The organism is Pseudomonas sp. NPDC087185 (assembly GCF_044744955.1).
Lineage (GTDB): Bacteria > Pseudomonadota > Gammaproteobacteria > Pseudomonadales > Pseudomonadaceae > Aquipseudomonas.
Window position 1 is genome coordinate 542,277 of record NZ_JBIUZK010000002.1, and the last position, 16,733, is coordinate 559,009.

General features: G+C 62.3%; 20 protein-coding genes and 2 pseudogenes. 15 read left to right on the forward strand and 7 right to left on the reverse strand.

All coding sequences use genetic code 11. The annotated features are described in order from the left end of the window. The first annotated feature begins 149 nt into the window (after positions 1 to 149). Positions 150 to 722, forward strand: a complete 573-nt coding sequence (locus ACIPIJ_RS07920) for an SPOR domain-containing protein (protein ID WP_401074650.1) — start codon at positions 150 to 152, stop codon at positions 720 to 722. A gap of 108 nt (positions 723 to 830) precedes the next feature. Beyond that, entirely contained in the window at positions 831 to 1,256 is a 426-nt protein-coding gene (locus tag ACIPIJ_RS07925) for a GTP pyrophosphokinase (RefSeq protein ID WP_401074652.1), read from the forward strand. Between the two features lie 29 nt (positions 1,257 to 1,285). Here ACIPIJ_RS07925 and ACIPIJ_RS07930 read toward each other — a convergent pair whose 3' ends face one another. The 3 genes and pseudogenes from ACIPIJ_RS07930 to ACIPIJ_RS07940 form a co-directional block, all read right to left on the reverse strand. Then, positions 1,286 to 1,978 carry an endonuclease gene (locus tag ACIPIJ_RS07930; protein ID WP_401074655.1) on the reverse strand — a complete coding sequence of 231 codons (693 nt, stop codon included), beginning with the start codon at positions 1,976 to 1,978 and terminating at the stop codon, positions 1,286 to 1,288. A 6-nt stretch (positions 1,979 to 1,984) separates the two neighbouring features. Further along, on the reverse strand, positions 1,985 to 2,227 hold the full coding sequence (locus ACIPIJ_RS07935) for a DUF1654 domain-containing protein (RefSeq protein ID WP_401074657.1): 243 nt from the start codon (positions 2,225 to 2,227) through the stop codon (positions 1,985 to 1,987). 262 nt (positions 2,228 to 2,489) lie between these two features. Then, a pseudogene (locus tag ACIPIJ_RS07940) lies at positions 2,490 to 2,597 on the reverse strand (RraA family protein); the annotation flags it as partial. On the opposite strand from ACIPIJ_RS07940, the pseudogene ACIPIJ_RS07945 reads away from it, so the two are divergent. Beyond that, positions 2,567 to 3,160: pseudogene (locus tag ACIPIJ_RS07945) on the forward strand (LysR family transcriptional regulator); the annotation flags it as partial. The pseudogenes ACIPIJ_RS07940 and ACIPIJ_RS07945 sit on opposite strands and share 31 nt — an antisense overlap. A gap of 89 nt (positions 3,161 to 3,249) precedes the next feature. Here ACIPIJ_RS07945 and ACIPIJ_RS07950 read toward each other — a convergent pair. Next, positions 3,250 to 4,338 (reverse strand): asparaginase, encoded by a 1,089-nt coding sequence (locus ACIPIJ_RS07950; RefSeq protein ID WP_401074660.1) that lies wholly within the window; start codon positions 4,336 to 4,338, stop codon positions 3,250 to 3,252. 322 nt (positions 4,339 to 4,660) lie between these two features. Here ACIPIJ_RS07950 and ACIPIJ_RS07955 point away from each other — a divergent pair, with 322 nt between their 5' ends. From ACIPIJ_RS07955 to ACIPIJ_RS07985, 7 genes are all read left to right on the forward strand, one after another. After that, positions 4,661 to 5,617, forward strand: coding sequence for a sugar ABC transporter substrate-binding protein (locus tag ACIPIJ_RS07955; protein ID WP_401074663.1), 957 nt, complete (start codon positions 4,661 to 4,663; stop codon positions 5,615 to 5,617). Between the two features lie 18 nt (positions 5,618 to 5,635). Next, entirely contained in the window at positions 5,636 to 7,189 is a 1,554-nt protein-coding gene (locus tag ACIPIJ_RS07960; protein ID WP_401074665.1) for a sugar ABC transporter ATP-binding protein, read from the forward strand. Further along, on the forward strand, positions 7,186 to 8,181 hold the full coding sequence (locus tag ACIPIJ_RS07965) for an ABC transporter permease (RefSeq protein ID WP_401074668.1): 996 nt from the start codon (positions 7,186 to 7,188) through the stop codon (positions 8,179 to 8,181). The genes ACIPIJ_RS07960 and ACIPIJ_RS07965 overlap by 4 nt, the downstream gene beginning before the upstream one ends. 6 nt (positions 8,182 to 8,187) lie before the next feature. Continuing rightward, positions 8,188 to 9,210 carry a LacI family DNA-binding transcriptional regulator gene (locus tag ACIPIJ_RS07970; protein ID WP_401074671.1) on the forward strand — a complete coding sequence of 341 codons (1,023 nt, stop codon included), beginning with the start codon at positions 8,188 to 8,190 and terminating at the stop codon, positions 9,208 to 9,210. Positions 9,211 to 9,219: 9 nt separating this feature from the next. Further along, a complete protein-coding gene (gene rbsK / locus ACIPIJ_RS07975; RefSeq protein WP_401074673.1) occupies positions 9,220 to 10,128 on the forward strand; it encodes a ribokinase in 909 nt (302 codons plus the stop codon). Beyond that, positions 10,125 to 10,523 (forward strand): D-ribose pyranase, encoded by a 399-nt coding sequence (gene rbsD / locus ACIPIJ_RS07980; protein ID WP_401074675.1) that lies wholly within the window; start codon positions 10,125 to 10,127, stop codon positions 10,521 to 10,523. Before rbsK ends, rbsD begins: the two co-directional genes overlap by 4 nt. A 176-nt stretch (positions 10,524 to 10,699) precedes the next feature. After that, on the forward strand, positions 10,700 to 11,707 hold the full coding sequence (locus ACIPIJ_RS07985; protein WP_401074678.1) for a nucleoside hydrolase: 1,008 nt from the start codon (positions 10,700 to 10,702) through the stop codon (positions 11,705 to 11,707). On the opposite strand, the gene ACIPIJ_RS07990 is transcribed toward ACIPIJ_RS07985, so the two are convergent. Continuing rightward, positions 11,679 to 11,888, reverse strand: a complete 210-nt coding sequence (locus ACIPIJ_RS07990) for a hypothetical protein (protein ID WP_401074680.1) — start codon at positions 11,886 to 11,888, stop codon at positions 11,679 to 11,681. The two genes, ACIPIJ_RS07985 and ACIPIJ_RS07990, sit on opposite strands and share 29 nt — an antisense overlap. A gap of 296 nt (positions 11,889 to 12,184) precedes the next feature. Here ACIPIJ_RS07990 and ACIPIJ_RS07995 point away from each other — a divergent pair, with 296 nt between their 5' ends. Next, complete coding sequence (locus ACIPIJ_RS07995) at positions 12,185 to 12,505, forward strand: I78 family peptidase inhibitor (RefSeq protein WP_401074685.1); 321 nt, start codon at positions 12,185 to 12,187, stop codon at positions 12,503 to 12,505. Between the two features lie 62 nt (positions 12,506 to 12,567). On the opposite strand, the gene ACIPIJ_RS08000 is transcribed toward ACIPIJ_RS07995, so the two are convergent. After that, positions 12,568 to 12,780 carry a cold-shock protein gene (locus ACIPIJ_RS08000; protein WP_012273095.1) on the reverse strand — a complete coding sequence of 71 codons (213 nt, stop codon included), beginning with the start codon at positions 12,778 to 12,780 and terminating at the stop codon, positions 12,568 to 12,570. A gap of 163 nt (positions 12,781 to 12,943) precedes the next feature. Then, positions 12,944 to 13,249 (reverse strand): hypothetical protein, encoded by a 306-nt coding sequence (locus ACIPIJ_RS08005; protein ID WP_401074688.1) that lies wholly within the window; start codon positions 13,247 to 13,249, stop codon positions 12,944 to 12,946. Between the two features lie 335 nt (positions 13,250 to 13,584). Here ACIPIJ_RS08005 and thrS point away from each other — a divergent pair, with 335 nt between their 5' ends. The 4 genes from thrS to rplT are packed head-to-tail and all read left to right on the forward strand — an operon-like array spanning position 13,585 to position 16,698. Then, on the forward strand, positions 13,585 to 15,507 hold the full coding sequence (thrS, locus tag ACIPIJ_RS08010) for a threonine--tRNA ligase (RefSeq protein WP_401074690.1): 1,923 nt from the start codon (positions 13,585 to 13,587) through the stop codon (positions 15,505 to 15,507). After that, the gene (gene infC / locus ACIPIJ_RS08015) at positions 15,507 to 16,058 is read left to right on the forward strand and encodes a translation initiation factor IF-3 (protein ID WP_401075728.1); all 552 of its coding nucleotides are present in this window, start codon (positions 15,507 to 15,509) and stop codon (positions 16,056 to 16,058) included. The genes thrS and infC overlap by 1 nt, the downstream gene beginning before the upstream one ends. 60 nt (positions 16,059 to 16,118) lie before the next feature. After that, complete coding sequence (gene rpmI / locus ACIPIJ_RS08020; RefSeq protein WP_012313865.1) at positions 16,119 to 16,313, forward strand: 50S ribosomal protein L35; 195 nt, start codon at positions 16,119 to 16,121, stop codon at positions 16,311 to 16,313. Between the two features lie 28 nt (positions 16,314 to 16,341). Continuing rightward, the gene (rplT, locus tag ACIPIJ_RS08025; protein ID WP_003250671.1) at positions 16,342 to 16,698 is read left to right on the forward strand and encodes a 50S ribosomal protein L20; all 357 of its coding nucleotides are present in this window, start codon (positions 16,342 to 16,344) and stop codon (positions 16,696 to 16,698) included. The last annotated feature ends 35 nt before the right edge of the window (positions 16,699 to 16,733 follow it).

Consider the following 16,733-nt stretch of genomic DNA (forward strand, 5'->3'; position numbering starts at 1 on the left):
CATCAGAAAGGGCGATCCGAAAGGATCGCCCTTTTTGCATTTGCGCGCTCGTCAGCCCGGCTGTGTGTAGCAAGGTGTAACGTATGGTCGCGGTTCGGGCCATGGGTCGCCATGCTAGAATCCGCCGCTTCGAAACTGGAGGTACACGCGTGCGCAAACTGGCAGTGGTAATGGCAGTGCTGGCCCTGGCGGGCTGTGAGAACGAGGTCGAAGGCGTGCACAAACAGGTGGCCGAACACCTGCATAACCCCAAGACCGCCAAGTTCGGCAACGTGCGGATCGATACCCAGGGCACCATCTGCGGCCAGGTGCGTGGCAAGGATGATGCCGGGCAGTACGAAGCCTACCGCAGCTACGTGGCCGTCAAGCGTGACGATGGCCAATACGACATCATCGTCGACGAAAACGGCAACAACCTGCGCATCCGCGAAGTCTGTGGCGGCGCCGAGCTGCAACGCCGTGCCGAGGCCCTGGCCGATCAGCCGGCTCCGCAAGGCTGGGATGTGGAAGTGATCCAGGGCGCCAACATGGGCGCACTCAGCGACATGACCGCGCGGTTGATCGAGAAGGGCATCCCGTCCTCGGTTGAATACCGCAACGGCAAGCCGGTGGTGCTGATGGGGCCGTTCCCCACCAAGGAAGAAGCCGAGGCACGCAAGGCGGACGTCATGGCCAGGCTGGGGACCGATTCGGTGGTCATTCAGCACGGTGTGGAGCGCTAGTCAGGCGTTACCCTTCCTATAAGCGAAAAGGCCGGTTCAGACGCCCTGTCATCTGCAGGCTGACCCGGCTATGCTTGCTCTGGGAGATGGCCGAACGGGGAGGGCCTCATGTCTACACTGGAACGGGCCATCGTAGTGGCCGCCAGGGCACATGAAGGGCAATACGACAAGGGTGGCGCTGCGTACATCTTGCACCCGTTGCGGGTGATGATGCGGGTGTCCACGCCCGAGCAACGCATCGTCGCTGTATTGCATGACGTGATCGAAGACACGCCGCTGACACTTTCCGACCTCGCTCGCGAGGGTTTCACACTGAAGATTCTCGCCGCCTTGCTGGCATTGAGCCGGCGTGAAGGCGAAAGTTACCAGGATTTCGTCGTGCGCCTGGGGGGCGACCCACTGGCCCGTACCGTGAAAATGGCCGACCTGGCCGACAACAGCGACCTGACGCGTATCGCCAGCCCCGGCCCCGCCGACCTGGCGCGGCTGGCCCGTTACCGGCAAGCCAGCGCCTACCTGCAAGCGCTGGCTTAGGCTTTGAATTTTCGTACAAACCCTAGCGCTCAGCCGCAGGCTTTGAGGTTGACCGGCCCGACAAAATCGTTGCCGCGCCCCATCACGCACGCCACCTGCTGGTTGCGCTGTCGCTCCCAGGCCTGCGCAGGGTAGGTCTTGTTCCAGGCATGGAACAGCTGCTGATCCTGCTTCGACAGGCGCAGGTTGTACTGCTTGCTCATATAGAAGTAGGTGCGCGCGATCATGCCGCGGATCGACGGGCGCGGCATGACCTTCTTGGTCTTGAAGTCCACCTGGGTCAGGCAGCTGCCATACTGGCCATGCTGGACGGGCAGCCAACCGAAGCTGAAATTGCTGCGGTCGCCATTGACCTCGCCGATGCTCGGTACCAGGTTGTGCAGGTCGGCCTCGGCGCGCTTGTATACCTCATCGTGGCGCGAGCACAGCTTGCGCCCACCCGCCTGCCAGCACTGGCGCTGATGGCCGATCTGCCAGGCCGGCACGATGTGTTCCCACTCGATGCGCGAAGCCCGCTGGGCATTTTTGCGCGGCGCGTAGCCGCAGGACGCCAGGTCGACCTTGTTGCCCTTGTACTTGCAGCCGCAATAAAACTCCGTCGATTGTGGCGCGTACAGTTTCCAGGCGACCTTCTTGGCCTCCTGAAAGGTGCGCGGCGCCTCGGCGTGGGCGAAGGGGGTAAACAGCAGCAGGCAGGCACTGGCGAAAAGCGAAACTCTCATGCGCGGTCAGTCTTCCTTCGGCACCGTCCAGAAAATCTGCACGCCGCCATCGTCGCGGTGGGCGATCGTGACGTTGTCGTTTTCGGCGATTTCCTCGAGCAACGTTTCCCAGTCGTCGGGTGACTCATGCTCCAGGCGGAAGATCAGGGCGGCGCGGCTACGTTGAGCGGTAGGGCCGTTGATGACTTTCTGGATGCGCACACCCAGTTGTTCATAACTGCTCGGCGTTGCAGGGGCGGTACTGGCCACGGGCTTTTCCTTGTTTTGCTGTATGCGTATACAGTATTTGACTGTAAGGTATTTCGCAACTGCGTGTAAGGTGAAAAGCTGGCCCTGTGTGAAGAAGGGCTTCATAGGCTGCCTTCTTGCCAGTTGGCGGGCGTTCAGGCCACCGCTTGCGCGCCGGTGATTTCCACCTGCGGTTGCGGGGTATCCAGGTCGGGTTCGCCGACGGTGAAATTGACGATATCCCGGCCCTCGGCTCGCAAACGGCTGACCAGGGCATTGGCGGGTGCACCACGCCACGGGCATAGCAGGGTGTGTCGGCGAAGGCGGCGACATCACGGATGGCGCCATCGATCACGAACCCTGCGCAGCCGCGCTGCAAGGCATACAGTCGAGTGCGGAAGTTTCGAAGCGGCGGCGTCACGGCTGAACATGTCCCAGTCAGCCATTTCCAAGCGCATCCAGGAGCTGGAGGATACGTTCGAGACAGCGGTCTTCGATCGCAGTCGTCGCACGGCCCAGCTGACCGAAAAAGGCCTGGAGCTACTGGAACATGTGCGCGAGCTGCTGGCGCGCCGTGATGTGCTGCTGGAACGTATCGGTGCCTGTGACGTGCGGGTACGGCGCTTGCGCCTGGGTGTCACAGAGCTGACGGCACTGACCTGGCTGCCGCAGTTCGTCGAAGCGATTCGTCGGGATTACCCGCAGTTGCAGATCGAACCGTCGGTTGAGTTGTCCAGCGAGCTGCACCGCAAGCTGGAGTACGACGAGCTGGATGTGATTGTGGTGCCGGACGTGTTCGAGGATGCGCGGTTTGTCTGCACGCCGCTGAAAAGCGTGGAAAACGCCTGGATGTGCGCGCCGGAACTGATGGAAGGTGACGGTGAAGTGCAGTTGCGCGAGCTGGCGCACTACACGGTCATGACCCAGGGCTCGAGTTCAGGCACCGGGCTGGTCTAGGGCAGTGCTGCGACTTTTCCAGGTTGCTGCTGGCGCTGCCGTAAAGGGCCGGCACGGCATGGGCGCCGGCCCCGCATTACGGTGTATCAGTACTCCCAGAAAATCCGTTGCAGCTCTTTGCTGTCCTGGGTCTTGGTCATCGCTACCATTGCCAGGATCCGCGCCTTCTGCGGGTTCAGGTCATGGGCCACGACCCAGTCGTTCTTGTCGTCAGGCTGCTCGGCGTTGCGCAGCACGAAACCGCCCTGGTTGACGTGCGACGAGCGAATGATCTGCACACCGTTCTTGCGCAGTTCCTGCAGCGCCGGCACCACCCGCGACGACACCGAGCCATTGCCCGTACCAGCATGGATCAGCGCTTTCGCGCCGTTCTGCGCCAGGGCCTTGTAGGCGGTGTCGGTCACGTTGCCGTAGCCATAGGCGATGTCCACCTGGGGCAGGGCGCTGATCTGCTTGATATCGAATTCCGAGTTAGTGGTGTGGCGCTTGGCCGGCAGGCGGAACCAGTAGGATTTGCCTTCCACCACCATCCCCATCGGGCCCCAGGCGCTCTTGAAGGCTTCGGTCTTGATGTTGACCGACTTGCTCACGTCACGCCCGGACTGGATCTCGTCGTTCATGGTCACCAGCACGCCCTTGCCACGGGACTGCTTGTCGCCGGCCACGGCCACGGCGTTGTACAGGTTGAGCATGCCGTCGGCGGACATGGCGGTGCCCGGGCGCATCGAGCCGACCACCACGATCGGCTTGTCGGTCTTCTCCACCAAGTTGAGGAAGAAGGCGGTTTCTTCCAGGGTGTCAGTACCGTGGGTGATGACGATACCGTCGACGTCGTTGCTGTCTGCCAGTTCGGCGACGCGCTTGCCCAGCTTGAGCAAGTCGTCGTTGCTGATGCTTTCGGAGGCAATCTGCATCACCTGCTCGCCGCGCACATTGGCAATGTCGGCCAGCTCCGGCACACCGGCGATCAGCTTGTCGACGCCGAGCTTGGCGGCCTGGTAAGTGGCGCTGTTGGCAGCGCTGGCGCCGGCTCCGGCAATGGTGCCGCCGGTGGCGAGGATGACTACGTTGGCCAGCTTCTGTTGGGTTTCGGCCTCTTTCGCCGAGGCGGTGGCGGGCAGGATCAGCAGCAGCGCGAGGGCGCTGGGGGCGAAGGTCTTCAGTGCAGCATTCATAATTATTGTGCTCTCTTCCTAGTGAGAATTTTGCTGTGTCGCGCGGGGAGCAACGCAGGTTTCGTACCATGTGCGACAACAGCGTGGGATTACAGGCGTCGGCTGGGCCGGAAAGGGTCTCCCTGTAATTTGTCCATTCGGAACACCGAACAAGAATAGGAAAAGGTGTTCGGTTTTTCGGATAAATCTCAGATAATCTGCGCCAGGTGTGTGGCGACCTCGATCGAGAAACAGATTTGACAAAAGCCCGTCCTGTTTCCATAGTTAGCCAACGCAAACGTTTGCGATCCGATAAAAACCACAAGATTCGGAGTCATCTCCCATGAAGCTGCCGTTCCCCGGTCGTCTGCTGGCGCTCGCCGTCATTTCTTCGTTTTCACTCGCCCTGCCGCTGTCCGGTGCCCATGCCGAAGACAAACCCAAAGTCGCCCTGGTGATGAAATCGCTGGCCAACGAATTCTTCCGTACCATGGAAGACGGTGCCAAGGCCTACCAGAAGGACCACGCCAGCGAATTCGACCTGGTTGCCAACGGCATCAAGGACGAGACCGACACGGGCAACCAGATCAAGATCGTCGAGCAGATGATCGCCACCGGTGCCAAGGCGCTGATCATCGCCCCGGCCGATTCCAAAGCCTTGGTGCCGGTGATCAAGAAGGCCATGGACGCCGGCATCACCGTGGTCAACATCGACAACCGCCTCGACCCCGGCGTGCTCAAGAGCAAAAACCTCAGCGTGCCCTTCGTAGGCCCCGACAACCGCAAGGGCGCGCGCCTGGTCGGTGACTACCTGGCCAGCCAGAAACTCAAGGCCGGCGACCAGGTGGGCATCATCGAAGGCGTGCCGACCACCACCAACGCCCAGCAGCGCACCGCCGGCTTCAAGGACGCCATGGAAGCGGCGCAGATGAAGATCGTCTCGGTGCAGTCCGGCAACTGGGAAATCGACAAAGGCAACGCTGTCGCCGCCTCGATGCTCAACGAATACCCCGACCTCAAGGCACTGCTGGCCGGCAACGACAGCATGGCGCTCGGCGCTGTGTCGGCCGTGCGCGCTGCGGGCAAGACTGGCCAGGTGCAAGTGGTGGGCTACGACAACATCAACGCCATCAAGCCGATGCTCAAGGATGGCCGCGTGCTCGCCACCCTCGACCAGGCGGCTAGCCAGCAGGCGGTATATGGCATCCAGGCGGCGCTGAAGATGCTCAAGGGCGAGAAGCCGGACGTAGACGCCGACAACGTGATCCAGACCCCGGTCGAACTCATCACCAAGCCTTGATGGCCAGGAGAAATGGCCATGCCTGTAACGGCCAATGAAGTGCTGCTCGCCGCCAGCGGCCTGGGCAAAAGCTATGCGCAGCCGGTGCTGGGCGATGTCAGCCTGGCCCTGCGCGGCGGCGAAGTGCTGGCCCTGACGGGTGAGAACGGTGCCGGCAAGAGCACCCTGTCCAAGCTCATCAGCGGCCTGGAAACGCCCACCACCGGGCACATGAGCTTTCGCGGCCAGGCCTACGCGCCGGGCAGCCGCAGCGAGGCCGAGCGCCTCGGCGTGCGCATGGTCATGCAGGAGCTCAACCTGCTGCCGACCCTGACCGTGGCCGAGAACCTGTTCCTCGACAACCTGCCCAGCCGTTTCGGCTGGATCAGCCACAAGCGCCTGCGTCAGCTGGCCACTGCGGCCATGGCCCAGGTCGGGCTCGATGCCATCGACCCGGACACCCCGGTCGGCGAGCTGGGTATCGGCCATCAGCAGATGGTCGAGATCGCCCGCAACCTGATCGGCGACTGCCATGTGCTGATCTTCGACGAACCCACGGCCATGCTCACCGCCCGCGAGGTCGAGCTGCTGTTCACCCAGATCGAACGCCTGCGCCAGCGCGGCGTGGCCATCGTCTATATCTCCCATCGCCTCGAAGAATTGCAGCGCGTGGCTCAGCGCATCGTCGTGCTGCGTGACGGCAAGTTGGTGTGCGACGAGCCGATCCAGCGCTACAGCAGCAATGAGCTGGTCAACCTGATGGTCGGCCGCGAGCTGGGCGAGCACATCGACCTGGGCCGCCGGCAGATCGGCGCGCCGTTGCTCAAGGTCGATCGGTTGTGCCGCGGCGACAAGGTGCGCGACGTCTCGCTGCAGGTCAGGGCTGGGGAAATCTTCGGTATCTCCGGGCTGATCGGCGCTGGCCGCACCGAGCTGCTGCGGTTGATCTTCGGCGCCGACCGCGCCGACAGCGGCACTCTCGAAATCGGCCAGCCGCTCAAGCCGGTGACCATTGATTCGCCCAAGGCTGCGGTCAAGGCCGGTATTGCCTTGATCACCGAGGACCGCAAGGGCGAAGGCTTGTTGCTGTCACAGTCGATCAGCGCCAATATCGCGTTGGGCAACTTGGCGGCGTTGTCCCGCGCCGGGGTGGTCGACGGCGAGGCTGAACAGGCCTTGGCCGAGCGCCAGATCAACGCCATGCGCATCCGCAGCGCCAATGCTGCGCAGGCCGTCGGCGAGCTGTCCGGCGGCAACCAGCAGAAGGTGGTGATCGGCCGCTGGCTGGAACGCGACTGCCAGGTGCTGCTGTTCGACGAGCCCACCCGCGGCATCGACGTCGGCGCCAAGTTCGACATCTATGGCCTGCTGGCCGAACTGGCGCGCCAAGGCAAGGCCCTGGTGGTGGTGTCCAGCGACCTGCGCGAGCTGATGCTGATTTGCGACCGCATCGCCGTGCTCTCGGCCGGGCGCTTGATCGACACCTTCGAGCGTGGCCACTGGAGCCAGGACCAGCTCCTCGCCGCCGCTTTCGCCGGCTACCAGAAACGTGATGCCTTGCTGCACGACGCAGCCCCCAGGATGGATGCATGAAAACCACACCCCTCGACACCCCGGCAGGCGCAACCGCGCGCCGCAGCGGCACTTACTTCGGCATCGGCACCTACCTGGGCCTGGCGGGCGCCTTGCTGGCCATGATCGTGCTGTTCTCGCTGCTCAGCAGCCACTTCTGGTCGTACGCCACCTTCAGCACGCTCGCCAACCAGATCCCCGACCTGATGGTGCTGGCCGTGGGCATGACCTTCGTGCTGATCATCGGCGGTATCGACCTGTCGGTGGGTTCGGTGCTGGCGCTGGCAGCCTCCACGGTCAGCGTGGCGATCCTCGGCTGGGGCTGGGGGGTGCTGCCTGCCGCCTTGCTCGGCATGGCCATCGCCGCCCTGGCCGGCAGCCTTACCGGTGCCGTCACCGTGGCCTGGCGCATCCCGTCGTTCATCGTCTCGCTGGGCGTGCTGGAGATGGCGCGTGGCCTGGCCTACCAGTTCACCGACTCACGCACGGCCTACATCGGCGATGCCTACGCCTGGTTCTCCAACCCGGTCGCCTTTGGCATCTCGCCGGCCTTCATCATCGCCTTGCTGGTGATCATTCTCGCCCAGCTGGTGCTGACCCGTACCGTGTTCGGCCGTTACCTGATCGGCATCGGCACCAACGAAGAGGCCGTGCGCTTGGCCGGTATCGACCCGCGGCCCTACAAAGTGCTGGTGTTCGCCTTGATGGGGCTGCTGGCGGGCCTGGCCGCACTGTTCCAGATTTCGCGCCTGGAAGCGGCCGACCCGAATGCCGGCTCCGGCCTCGAATTGCAGGTGATCGCCGCCGTGGTGATTGGTGGTACCAGCCTGATGGGCGGGCGCGGCTCGGTCATCAGCACCTTCTTTGGCGTGCTGATCATCTCGGTGCTGGCCGCAGGCCTGGCGCAGATCGGCGCCTCGGAACCGACCAAACGCATCATCACCGGGGCGGTCATCGTCATCGCCGTGGTGCTCGACACCTACCGTAGCCGGCGTGCATCCCGGCGGAACTGAAAAAAAATGGCAACCATCAAAGACGTCGCGGCACTCGCGGGTATTTCCTACACCACGGTGTCCCATGTACTGAACAAGACCCGCCCCGTCAGCGAACAGGTGCGGCTGAAGGTCGAGGCGGCCATCGTCGAGCTCGACTACGTGCCCAGCGCCGTGGCCCGTTCGCTGAAAGCGCGCAGCACCGCCACCATCGGTTTGTTGGTGCCCAACAGCGTCAACCCGTACTTCGCCGAGCTGGCGCGTGGCATCGAGGATGCCTGCGAGCGTAACGGCTACTGCGTGATCCTGTGCAACTCCGACGACAACCCGAAAAAGCAGCGCAGCTACCTGCGTGTGCTGCTGGAAAAACGCATCGACGGCCTGGTGGTCGCTTCGGTGGGCGAGGACAGCGACCTGCTGCAAAGCCTGGCCTGCGTGCGCACGCCGATGGTCATCGTTGACCGCGAGCTGGAGGGCGTCGATGCCGACCTGGTGCGCATCGACCACGAACACGGGGCCTACCTGGCCACCCAGCACCTGCTGCAGCTGGGCCATCGTGACATTGCCTACATCGGTGGCCCGGCCGAGACGGGTGTCAGCCAACTGCGCCTGGCCGGCTTCCACCGCGCGCTGGCCGAGGCGCAGGTCACGGTGGCGGTCGAGCATGTCCTGCACTGCGACTTCACCAGTCCGGGCGGCCATGTGGCGGCCGCACAGCTGCTCGATGGCAAGCGGCCCACGGCGATCTTCGCCGGCAACGACATGATCGGTTTCGGGGTGCTGCGTGCGGCGGCCGAGCGCAATATCAGCGTGCCAGGCGAGCTGTCGGTGATCGGCTTCGACGATATCGAGCTGAGCCGCTACGTCTACCCGCCGCTGACCACGGTCGGCCAGTCGATCCGCGAACTCGGCGAAAACGCTGCGGCGCTGCTGCTGTCGCGCATCACCACCCCGCGCCGTGATGCCGCGGAGCAGCGCATTGTCGCCCCGCGCATCGTGCTGCGCGAATCCACCGGGCCGCGCCCGGACCTGTTCAATGATTACCGCTAAGGAGTCCGCATGAGTGCCAAGGTAGTGGTGGTCGGGAGCCTCAACATGGACCTGGTGGCCCGCGCCGAACGGCTGCCACGCGCGGGTGAAACGCTGGCCGGCGAGCGTTTTTTCACCGTGCCCGGCGGCAAGGGCGCCAACCAGGCTGTGGCCGTGGCGCGTTTGGGCGCGGCTGTGGCCATGGTGGGTAATGTCGGTGACGACGCCTATGGCCAGCAGCTGCGCAAGGCGCTGGAAGTCGAGGGCATCGATTGCCAGGCGGTCAGCGTGTGCCCAGGTGTCTCCAGTGGCGTGGCGCTGATTACCGTGGATGCAGCCAGCCAAAACTGCATCGTCATCGTTCCGGGCGGCAACGGCCTGCTCACGCCGGCCGCCGTGCAGCGTTTCGACGCGCTGCTTCAGGCGGCAGAGTTGATCATCTGTCAGCTGGAGGTGCCCGCAGAAACCGTGGCCTGGGCCCTTGCCCGGGGGCGCGAGCTGGGCAAGACGGTGATCCTCAACCCGGCGCCGGCCACCGGCCCGCTGCCCGCTGACTGGTTCGCCCATATCGATTACCTCATCCCCAACGAAAGCGAGGCCGAGGCGCTGACCGGTGAGCCGGTCAACGACCTGGACAGCGCCCGCCGTGCTGGCGAGCGCCTGCTTCAACTGGGCGCGGGCAAGGTGATCGTCACCCTGGGCGCGCAAGGCGCGCTGTTTGTCAGCCGTGACGGCAGCCGGCATTTCCCCGCACCGCAGGTCAAGGCGCTGGACGCCACGGCGGCGGGCGACACCTTCGTTGGCGGCTTCGCGGCAGCGTTGGTGCGGGGCCTGGAGGAGAGCGAGGCGATCACGTTCGGCCAGCGCGCCGCGGCGGTGTCGGTCACCCGTGCCGGCGCCCAGCCATCGATCCCCAACCTGGCGGAGCTGACCCCATGAAAAAGACCGCATTGCTGAACATCGCCCTGTCGCGCACCATTGCCGGGCTGGGGCACGGCGACATCCTGGTGATCGGCGATGCCGGCTTGCCAGTGCCGCCGGGCGTCGAGCTGATCGACCTGGCCTTGACGCAAGGCATTCCCGACTTCGCCAGCGTGCTGCGCGCGGTACTTAGCGAGATGCAGGTGGAGCGGCATGTGCTGGCCGAAGAGATGCAGAAGGTGGTGCCGCCCGGGCTGGTCGAGATCGAGCGGCTGCGCGGCAAGCTAGGCAAGCGTGAGTGGCTGAGCCACGAGGCATTCAAGCTGCTGTCGCGCAGTGCCCGGGCCGTGGTGCGTACCGGCGAGTGTCAGCCTTACAGCAACATCGCTTTGATCTCGGGCGTTACCTTCTAGCCGTTGTTATTTGGCGCTACAACAATCTCTGCGGGAGCGGGCTTGTCCCGCTAAAGGGGCCGCCCAGCCGACGCAGGTGTATGCCCAGGGCGCTGCCCTGGTTCGCAGGGCAAGCCCGCTCCCGAAGGGTGTGTGGTGATTCAGCAGTATTTACATCACGGCAACAGGAGTGCCCCATGCTAAAACCCCTGCTACAAGGACTCACCCTCATGGCCGTAGCCGCCTCCGCCACCCTCCAGGCCGCGCCGCGTGACCTGATCATCGACACCGACCCCGGTGCCGACGACGTAGTCGCGCTGTTTCTGGCCATGGCCTCACCCGACGAGCTCAACATCCGCGCCATCACCACCGTCGCCGGCAACGTGCGCCTCGACAAGACCTCGCGCAACGCCCGCCTGGCCCGAGAATGGGCGGACCGCGAAGATATCCCGGTGTACGCCGGGGCAGGGCGACCACTGGTGCGCGCGCCCATCTACGCAGCCGACGTTCACGGCGAAGAGGGCCTGACCGGTGTCCAGGTGCATGAGCCGAAAAAGCCCCTGGCCGACGGCAATGCCGTGCAATACCTGGTCGATACCCTTGGCGCCGCCAAGCCCGGTAGCATCACCATCGCCATGCTCGGCCCGCAGACCAACCTGGCGCTGGCGCTTGTCCAGCGCCCAGAGATCGCCAAAGGCATCAAGGAAGTGGTGGTAATGGGCGGTGCCCACTTCAACGGCGGCAACATCACGCCCGCGGCGGAATTCAACCTGTATGCCGACCCGCACGCTGCTGAAGTGGTGCTGGCCAGTGGCGTGCCACTGACCTACCTGCCGCTGGACGTCACCCACAAGCTGCTCACCAGCGACGCCCGCCTCAAACAGCTGGCGGCCGTGAACAACCCGGCCAGCAAGCGGGTGGTGGATATTCTGCATGCCTACATCAAGCACGACATGGACCTGTACGGCATGCCCGGTGGCCCGGTGCACGACGCCAGTGTCATCGCGTATCTGCTCAAGCCCGAGCTATTTACCGGCCGGCATATCCACATGAGCGTGGACACCCGCGAAGGCCCGACTTTCGGTCAGACCGTCGCCGATTGGTACGGTGTGCTCAAGCTGCCGGCCAATGTCACCTGGGTAGGCGAGGGTGATGCGCAGGGCTTTTTCGACCTGCTCAGCGCCCGCCTGGCTCGATTGCAATAGCGGCGTGCGGGGCGTAGCGCTCGAACACCTGGTCGATGAAACTGCGCGCCGCCTCGCTGCCGCGGTCGCGCACCAGCAGGTCCAGGGCGATCAATAGCAGCTCTTCCGGGGTGCTGGGGCTGTAGGCGCTCTGGCCCTCGTCCCATTTGACCTTGATATCGGCGTCGATGTGGTGGTTCATGAAAGGCTCTCGTGTGCGGCCCGGGGCGGAGGGGCGAACACCTGACCCTGGTGTTCGAAGCAGGCATTATGCCTTCACTTCTTAAAGTAAATCATGACTTTGCGTCAATGGGTCTGCGACTTAAGCATAAAAAAGGGGTTGAAGCTAACCAAGCTGTGTGTGCCTACCTGGCAAAATCCGGTCACGATTGGCTTTCGCCTGTGGCGGCGAGTTCAGGCAGACTTGGGCGGTTTTGCAACAAATTCAAGGTGGAAGTGTCCGATCAGACAGTTCCCAGATCAATTTTAGGAGGATTCATGTTCCGTACCCGTGCTTCCCTGGCAACCCTGCTGGTTGCTGCTGTGCTGGCTGGTTGCAGCACTGGTGGCAAATCCGAGGGTGGCAGCGCTTCGGCCACGCCAGCTGGCAACGACGGCCGCTGCGAGGCCAGTGGCGCCGATTTTGCCATTGGCAAGCAAGGCAGTGCCGACCTGCTCGAGCAGGCGCGCAAGGCCAGTGGTTCGCAGATGGCACGCATCCTGAAACCACACGACGTGGTCACCCTGGAATACCGCTCCGAGCGTTTGAACCTCAATGTGGACGAGCGTGGTGTGGTAACGCGCGTCAACTGCGGTTGATCGCTACCCAGCGCCCATAAAAAAACCCGCCACAAGGGCGGGTTTTTTTACAGCTATCCGAATTACTCCGGACGAACCTGTGCAGCCTGCATGCCCTTCTGGCCGCGCTCGGCGACGAAGGAAACAGTCTGGCCTTCTTTCAGGCTCTTGAAGCCGTCGGATTCGATGGCCTTGAAGTGTACGAACAGGTCGTCGCCGCCGCCTTGTGGGGTGATGAAGCCGAAGCCTTTCTCATCATTGAACCATTTGACGGTGCCGGTTTGGCGATTGGACATGGGATGAATCTCCAGAAACTTGATATTTTTCGAAGTGCCACAGACGCCTGAGCTGCCTGGCACTGGTGACATCATAGTCTAATTCTGCGGAACTAGCGCCTTTTACATTCGATAGATGTTGATCCAGCGCAAATAAAGGCTCACAAGCCCCGGATTCAGGGCCTCAGCTCTTCGGTGCGCAGGCCTGCCGCACAACGGTTTGGGCCTTCTGCATCAGCTTGGCGTCAACGCCGTCCTTGCTGTCGAGGTCAGCGATCTCGGCGTCAGAAAAATTCTTTTCGATGGCTTCTGCCCCACATTTGCAGTGCTTGTCTGCCGTTTTGGCGTCCAAGCCCTGGCCGGTGGCTGCTTGCGTGCACTGGCTCATGTAATTGGCTTTCGCCCCAGCAGGGAAGGCACCTGCGCTGGCGCCCAGAGGCAGCAGCAGGGCGCCGGCGGCCGCCAGGGCCAGAAGAGACTGAACTCGCATAACCGATTACTCCTTGGGTTAAGGTCTCATCAAGAGTAGGTTGCTTCCCAAGGTCTGATCGGAAATTTTCCGCGTAAGTTCACCGCTGCCGCGCAATTTCCAAATATTTCTGCGCTGGCGCGCAACCCGCGTGCTAGCATGCCCGGCTTGCACCTGCCCACTTGCAGCGTGCAGCTATCTTTTACTTTCCAGTCACTCAGGTCCCCCTGGCAAGCCGAAAGGCTTCTGCCACTGTGAGGCAGGCTTCTCTTTATAGAAGGCAGGTCGGATCTTGTACTGGCTCATCCCAACCCACGTGACCTTTGGTAGGGGTCACCACTAGGAGAGGAGGCGCCATGCCCATTATTACTCTTCCCGATGGCAGTCAACGCGCGTTTGATCACGCGGTTTCCGTAGCCGATGTCGCCGCTTCGATCGGCGCAGGCCTGGCTAAAGCCACCCTGGCCGGCAAGGTCGATGGCAAGCTGGTCGACGCTTGCGACCTGATCACCCATGACGCCACCCTGCAGATCATCACCCCTAAAGATGAAGAGGGACTGGAGATCATCCGTCACTCGTGCGCCCACCTGATCGGCCACGCGGTGAAGCAGCTGTACCCGACCGCCCGTATGGTGATCGGCCCGGTGATCGACGAAGGTTTCTATTACGACATCGCCTACGAGCGTCCTTTCACGCCTGACGATCTGGCGGCCATCGAAAAGCGCATGCAGCAGCTGATCGAGAAGGACTACGACGTCGTCAAGAAGATGACCCCGCGCGCCGAAGTCATCGACGTGTTCAAGACCCGTGGCGAAGACTACAAGCTGCGCCTGGTCGAGGACATGCCCGACGAGCAGGCCATGGGCCTGTACTACCACGAAGAATACGTCGACATGTGCCGCGGCCCGCACGTGCCGAACACTCGCTTCCTCAAGGCATTCAAGCTGACCAAGCTGTCCGGCGCCTACTGGCGTGGCGATGCCAAGAACGAGCAGCTGCAGCGCGTGTACGGCACCGCCTGGGCTGACAAGAAGCAGCTGGCTGCGTATATCCAGCGCATCGAAGAAGCCGAAAAGCGCGACCACCGCAAGATCGGCAAGCAGCTTGACCTGTTCCACCTGCAGGAAGAAGCGCCGGGCATGGTGTTCTGGCACGCCAACGGCTGGACCGTGTACCAGGTACTCGAGCAGTACATGCGCAAGATCCAGCGCGAAAACGGCTACTCGGAAATCAAGACCCCGCAGGTCGTCGACCGTATCCTCTGGGAGCGTTCCGGCCACTGGTCCAACTACGCCGAGAACATGTTCACCACGTCGTCGGAAAGCCGCGACTTCGCGGTAAAACCGATGAACTGCCCGTGCCACGTGCAGGTGTTCAACCAAGGCCTGAAGTCGTACCGCGACCTGCCGCTGCGCCTGGCCGAATTCGGTGCCTGCCACCGTAACGAACCGTCCGGCGCGCTGCACGGCATCATGCGTGTGCGTGGCTTCGTGCAAGACGATGCGCACATCTTCTGCACCGAAGATCAGGTGAAGAAAGAAGCCGCCGACTTCATCAAGCTCACCCTGGACGTGTACAACGACTTCGGTTTCACCGACGTCGCCATGAAGCTGTCGACCCGCCCGGCCAAGCGTGTGGGCTCCGAAGAGCTGTGGGACCGTGCCGAAGGTGCACTGGCCGACGCCCTGAACGAATCGGGCCTGGAGTGGGAATACCAACCTGGCGAAGGCGCGTTCTACGGCCCGAAGATCGAGTTCACCCTGCGCGACTGCCTCGGCCGTAACTGGCAGTGCGGCACCCTGCAGTACGACCCGAACCTGCCGGAGCGCCTGGACGCCAGCTACATCGCCGAAGACAACGCGCGCAAGCGCCCGGTGATGCTGCACCGCGCCATCCTCGGCTCGTTCGAACGCTTCATCGGGATGCTCATCGAGCACTACGCGGGCGTGTTCCCGGCGTGGCTGGCACCGACCCAGGCGGTGATCATGAACATCACCGACAAACAGGCCGATTTCGCCCTCGAGGTTGAGAAATCTCTGAACGGTAGCGGTTTCCGTGCCAAGTCGGACTTGAGAAATGAGAAGATCGGCTTTAAAATCCGCGAGCATACTTTGCTCAAGGTCCCGTACCTTTTGGTTATAGGGGACCGCGAAGTCGAAACGCAAACCGTCGCTGTGCGTACTCGCGAAGGCGCAGACCTGGGCTCCATGCCCGTCGCGCAATTCGCTGAGCTCCTGACACAAGCGGTTTCCCGGCGTGGTCGCCAAGAATCGGAGTAATAATTATTAAGCGTGAAATGAGAAACGATAAGCGTGCTGCACCGAAGGCCCCGATCAACGAGAATATCTCGGCCCGCGAGGTTCGGTTAATTGGCGCAGACGGCGAGCAGGTTGGCATCGTCTCGATTGATGAAGCGCTGCGTATCGCTGATGAAGCGAAGCTGGATCTGGTAGAAATCTCTGCAGACGCGGTACCGCCGGTCTGCAAGGTCATGGACTACGGCAAGCACCTCTTCGAAAAGAAGAAGCAGGCTAACGAAGCCAAGAAAAACCAGAAGCAGATCCAGATCAAAGAAATCAAGTTTCGTCCAGGGACGGAGGATGGGGATTACCAGGTAAAACTACGCAACCTGGTACGTTTCCTTACCGATGGGGACAAGGCCAAGATCTCTCTGAGATTCCGTGGCCGTGAGATGGCCCACCAGGAGCTGGGCATGGAGCTGTTGAAGCGGGTCGAAGCTGACCTTGCCGAATACGGCACCGTTGAGCAGCATCCTAAGATGGAAGGACGCCAGCTTATGATGGTCATCGCCCCCAAGAAAAAGAAGTAATCTCCCGGGCACGGCAGGCCTGATGATTATGTGTAATTTTATCGAATGCGGAGTTCCAACATGCCAAAAATGAAAACCAAGAGCGGTGCTGCGAAGCGTTTCCTGAAAACGGCAACCGGCTTCAAGCACAAGCACGCTTTCAAGAGCCACATCCTGACCAAAATGTCGACCAAGCGTAAGCGTCAACTGCGTGGTAGCAGCCTGCTGCACCCGTCCGACGTCGCAAAAGTCGCGCGCATGCTGCGCGTTCGTTAATTCTGGTCAAAGATAGAGGAAGTTACTCATGGCTCGTGTAAAGCGCGGCGTTATCGCTCGTAAGCGTCACAAAAAAATTCTGAAGCTGGCTAAAGGTTACTACGGTGCACGCTCGCGCGTATTCCGCGTAGCCAAGCAGGCAGTCATCAAGGCAGGCCAATACGCCTACCGCGACCGTCGCCAGAAGAAGCGTCAGTTCCGCGCTCTGTGGATCGCTCGTATCAACGCCGGTGCCCGCACCAACGGTCTGTCTTACAGCCGTCTGATTGCTGGCCTGAAAAAGGCGTCGATCGAAATCGACCGTAAGGTTCTGGCTGACCTGGCAGTGAACGAAAAAGCGGCGTTTGCTGCAATTGTCGAGAAAGCTAAAGCCGTTCTGGCTTAAGTACCCACGACAATCATCCGGCGGCGTGTTGCGGC

Bases quoted from the DNA above. Each gene is read 5' to 3' on its own strand.
- ACIPIJ_RS07925 (WP_401074652.1), top strand. From the start codon at position 831: ATGTCTACACTGGAACGGGCCATCGTAGTGGCCGCCAGGGCACATGAA.
- ACIPIJ_RS07930 (WP_401074655.1), bottom strand. From the start codon at position 1,978: ATGAGAGTTTCGCTTTTCGCCAGTGCCTGCCTGCTGCTGTTTACCCCC.
- ACIPIJ_RS07950 (WP_401074660.1), bottom strand. From the start codon at position 4,338: ATGAATGCTGCACTGAAGACCTTCGCCCCCAGCGCCCTCGCGCTGCTG.
- ACIPIJ_RS07955 (WP_401074663.1), top strand. From the start codon at position 4,661: ATGAAGCTGCCGTTCCCCGGTCGTCTGCTGGCGCTCGCCGTCATTTCT.
- ACIPIJ_RS07960 (WP_401074665.1), top strand. From the start codon at position 5,636: ATGCCTGTAACGGCCAATGAAGTGCTGCTCGCCGCCAGCGGCCTGGGC.
- ACIPIJ_RS07965 (WP_401074668.1), top strand. From the start codon at position 7,186: ATGAAAACCACACCCCTCGACACCCCGGCAGGCGCAACCGCGCGCCGC.
- ACIPIJ_RS07970 (WP_401074671.1), top strand. From the start codon at position 8,188: ATGGCAACCATCAAAGACGTCGCGGCACTCGCGGGTATTTCCTACACC.
- rbsK (WP_401074673.1), top strand. From the start codon at position 9,220: ATGAGTGCCAAGGTAGTGGTGGTCGGGAGCCTCAACATGGACCTGGTG.
- rbsD (WP_401074675.1), top strand. From the start codon at position 10,125: ATGAAAAAGACCGCATTGCTGAACATCGCCCTGTCGCGCACCATTGCC.
- ACIPIJ_RS07985 (WP_401074678.1), top strand. From the start codon at position 10,700: ATGCTAAAACCCCTGCTACAAGGACTCACCCTCATGGCCGTAGCCGCC.
- ACIPIJ_RS07990 (WP_401074680.1), bottom strand. From the start codon at position 11,888: ATGAACCACCACATCGACGCCGATATCAAGGTCAAATGGGACGAGGGC.
- ACIPIJ_RS07995 (WP_401074685.1), top strand. From the start codon at position 12,185: ATGTTCCGTACCCGTGCTTCCCTGGCAACCCTGCTGGTTGCTGCTGTG.
- ACIPIJ_RS08000 (WP_012273095.1), bottom strand. From the start codon at position 12,780: ATGTCCAATCGCCAAACCGGCACCGTCAAATGGTTCAATGATGAGAAA.
- ACIPIJ_RS08005 (WP_401074688.1), bottom strand. From the start codon at position 13,249: ATGCGAGTTCAGTCTCTTCTGGCCCTGGCGGCCGCCGGCGCCCTGCTG.
- thrS (WP_401074690.1), top strand. From the start codon at position 13,585: ATGCCCATTATTACTCTTCCCGATGGCAGTCAACGCGCGTTTGATCAC.
- rpmI (WP_012313865.1), top strand. From the start codon at position 16,119: ATGCCAAAAATGAAAACCAAGAGCGGTGCTGCGAAGCGTTTCCTGAAA.
- rplT (WP_003250671.1), top strand. From the start codon at position 16,342: ATGGCTCGTGTAAAGCGCGGCGTTATCGCTCGTAAGCGTCACAAAAAA.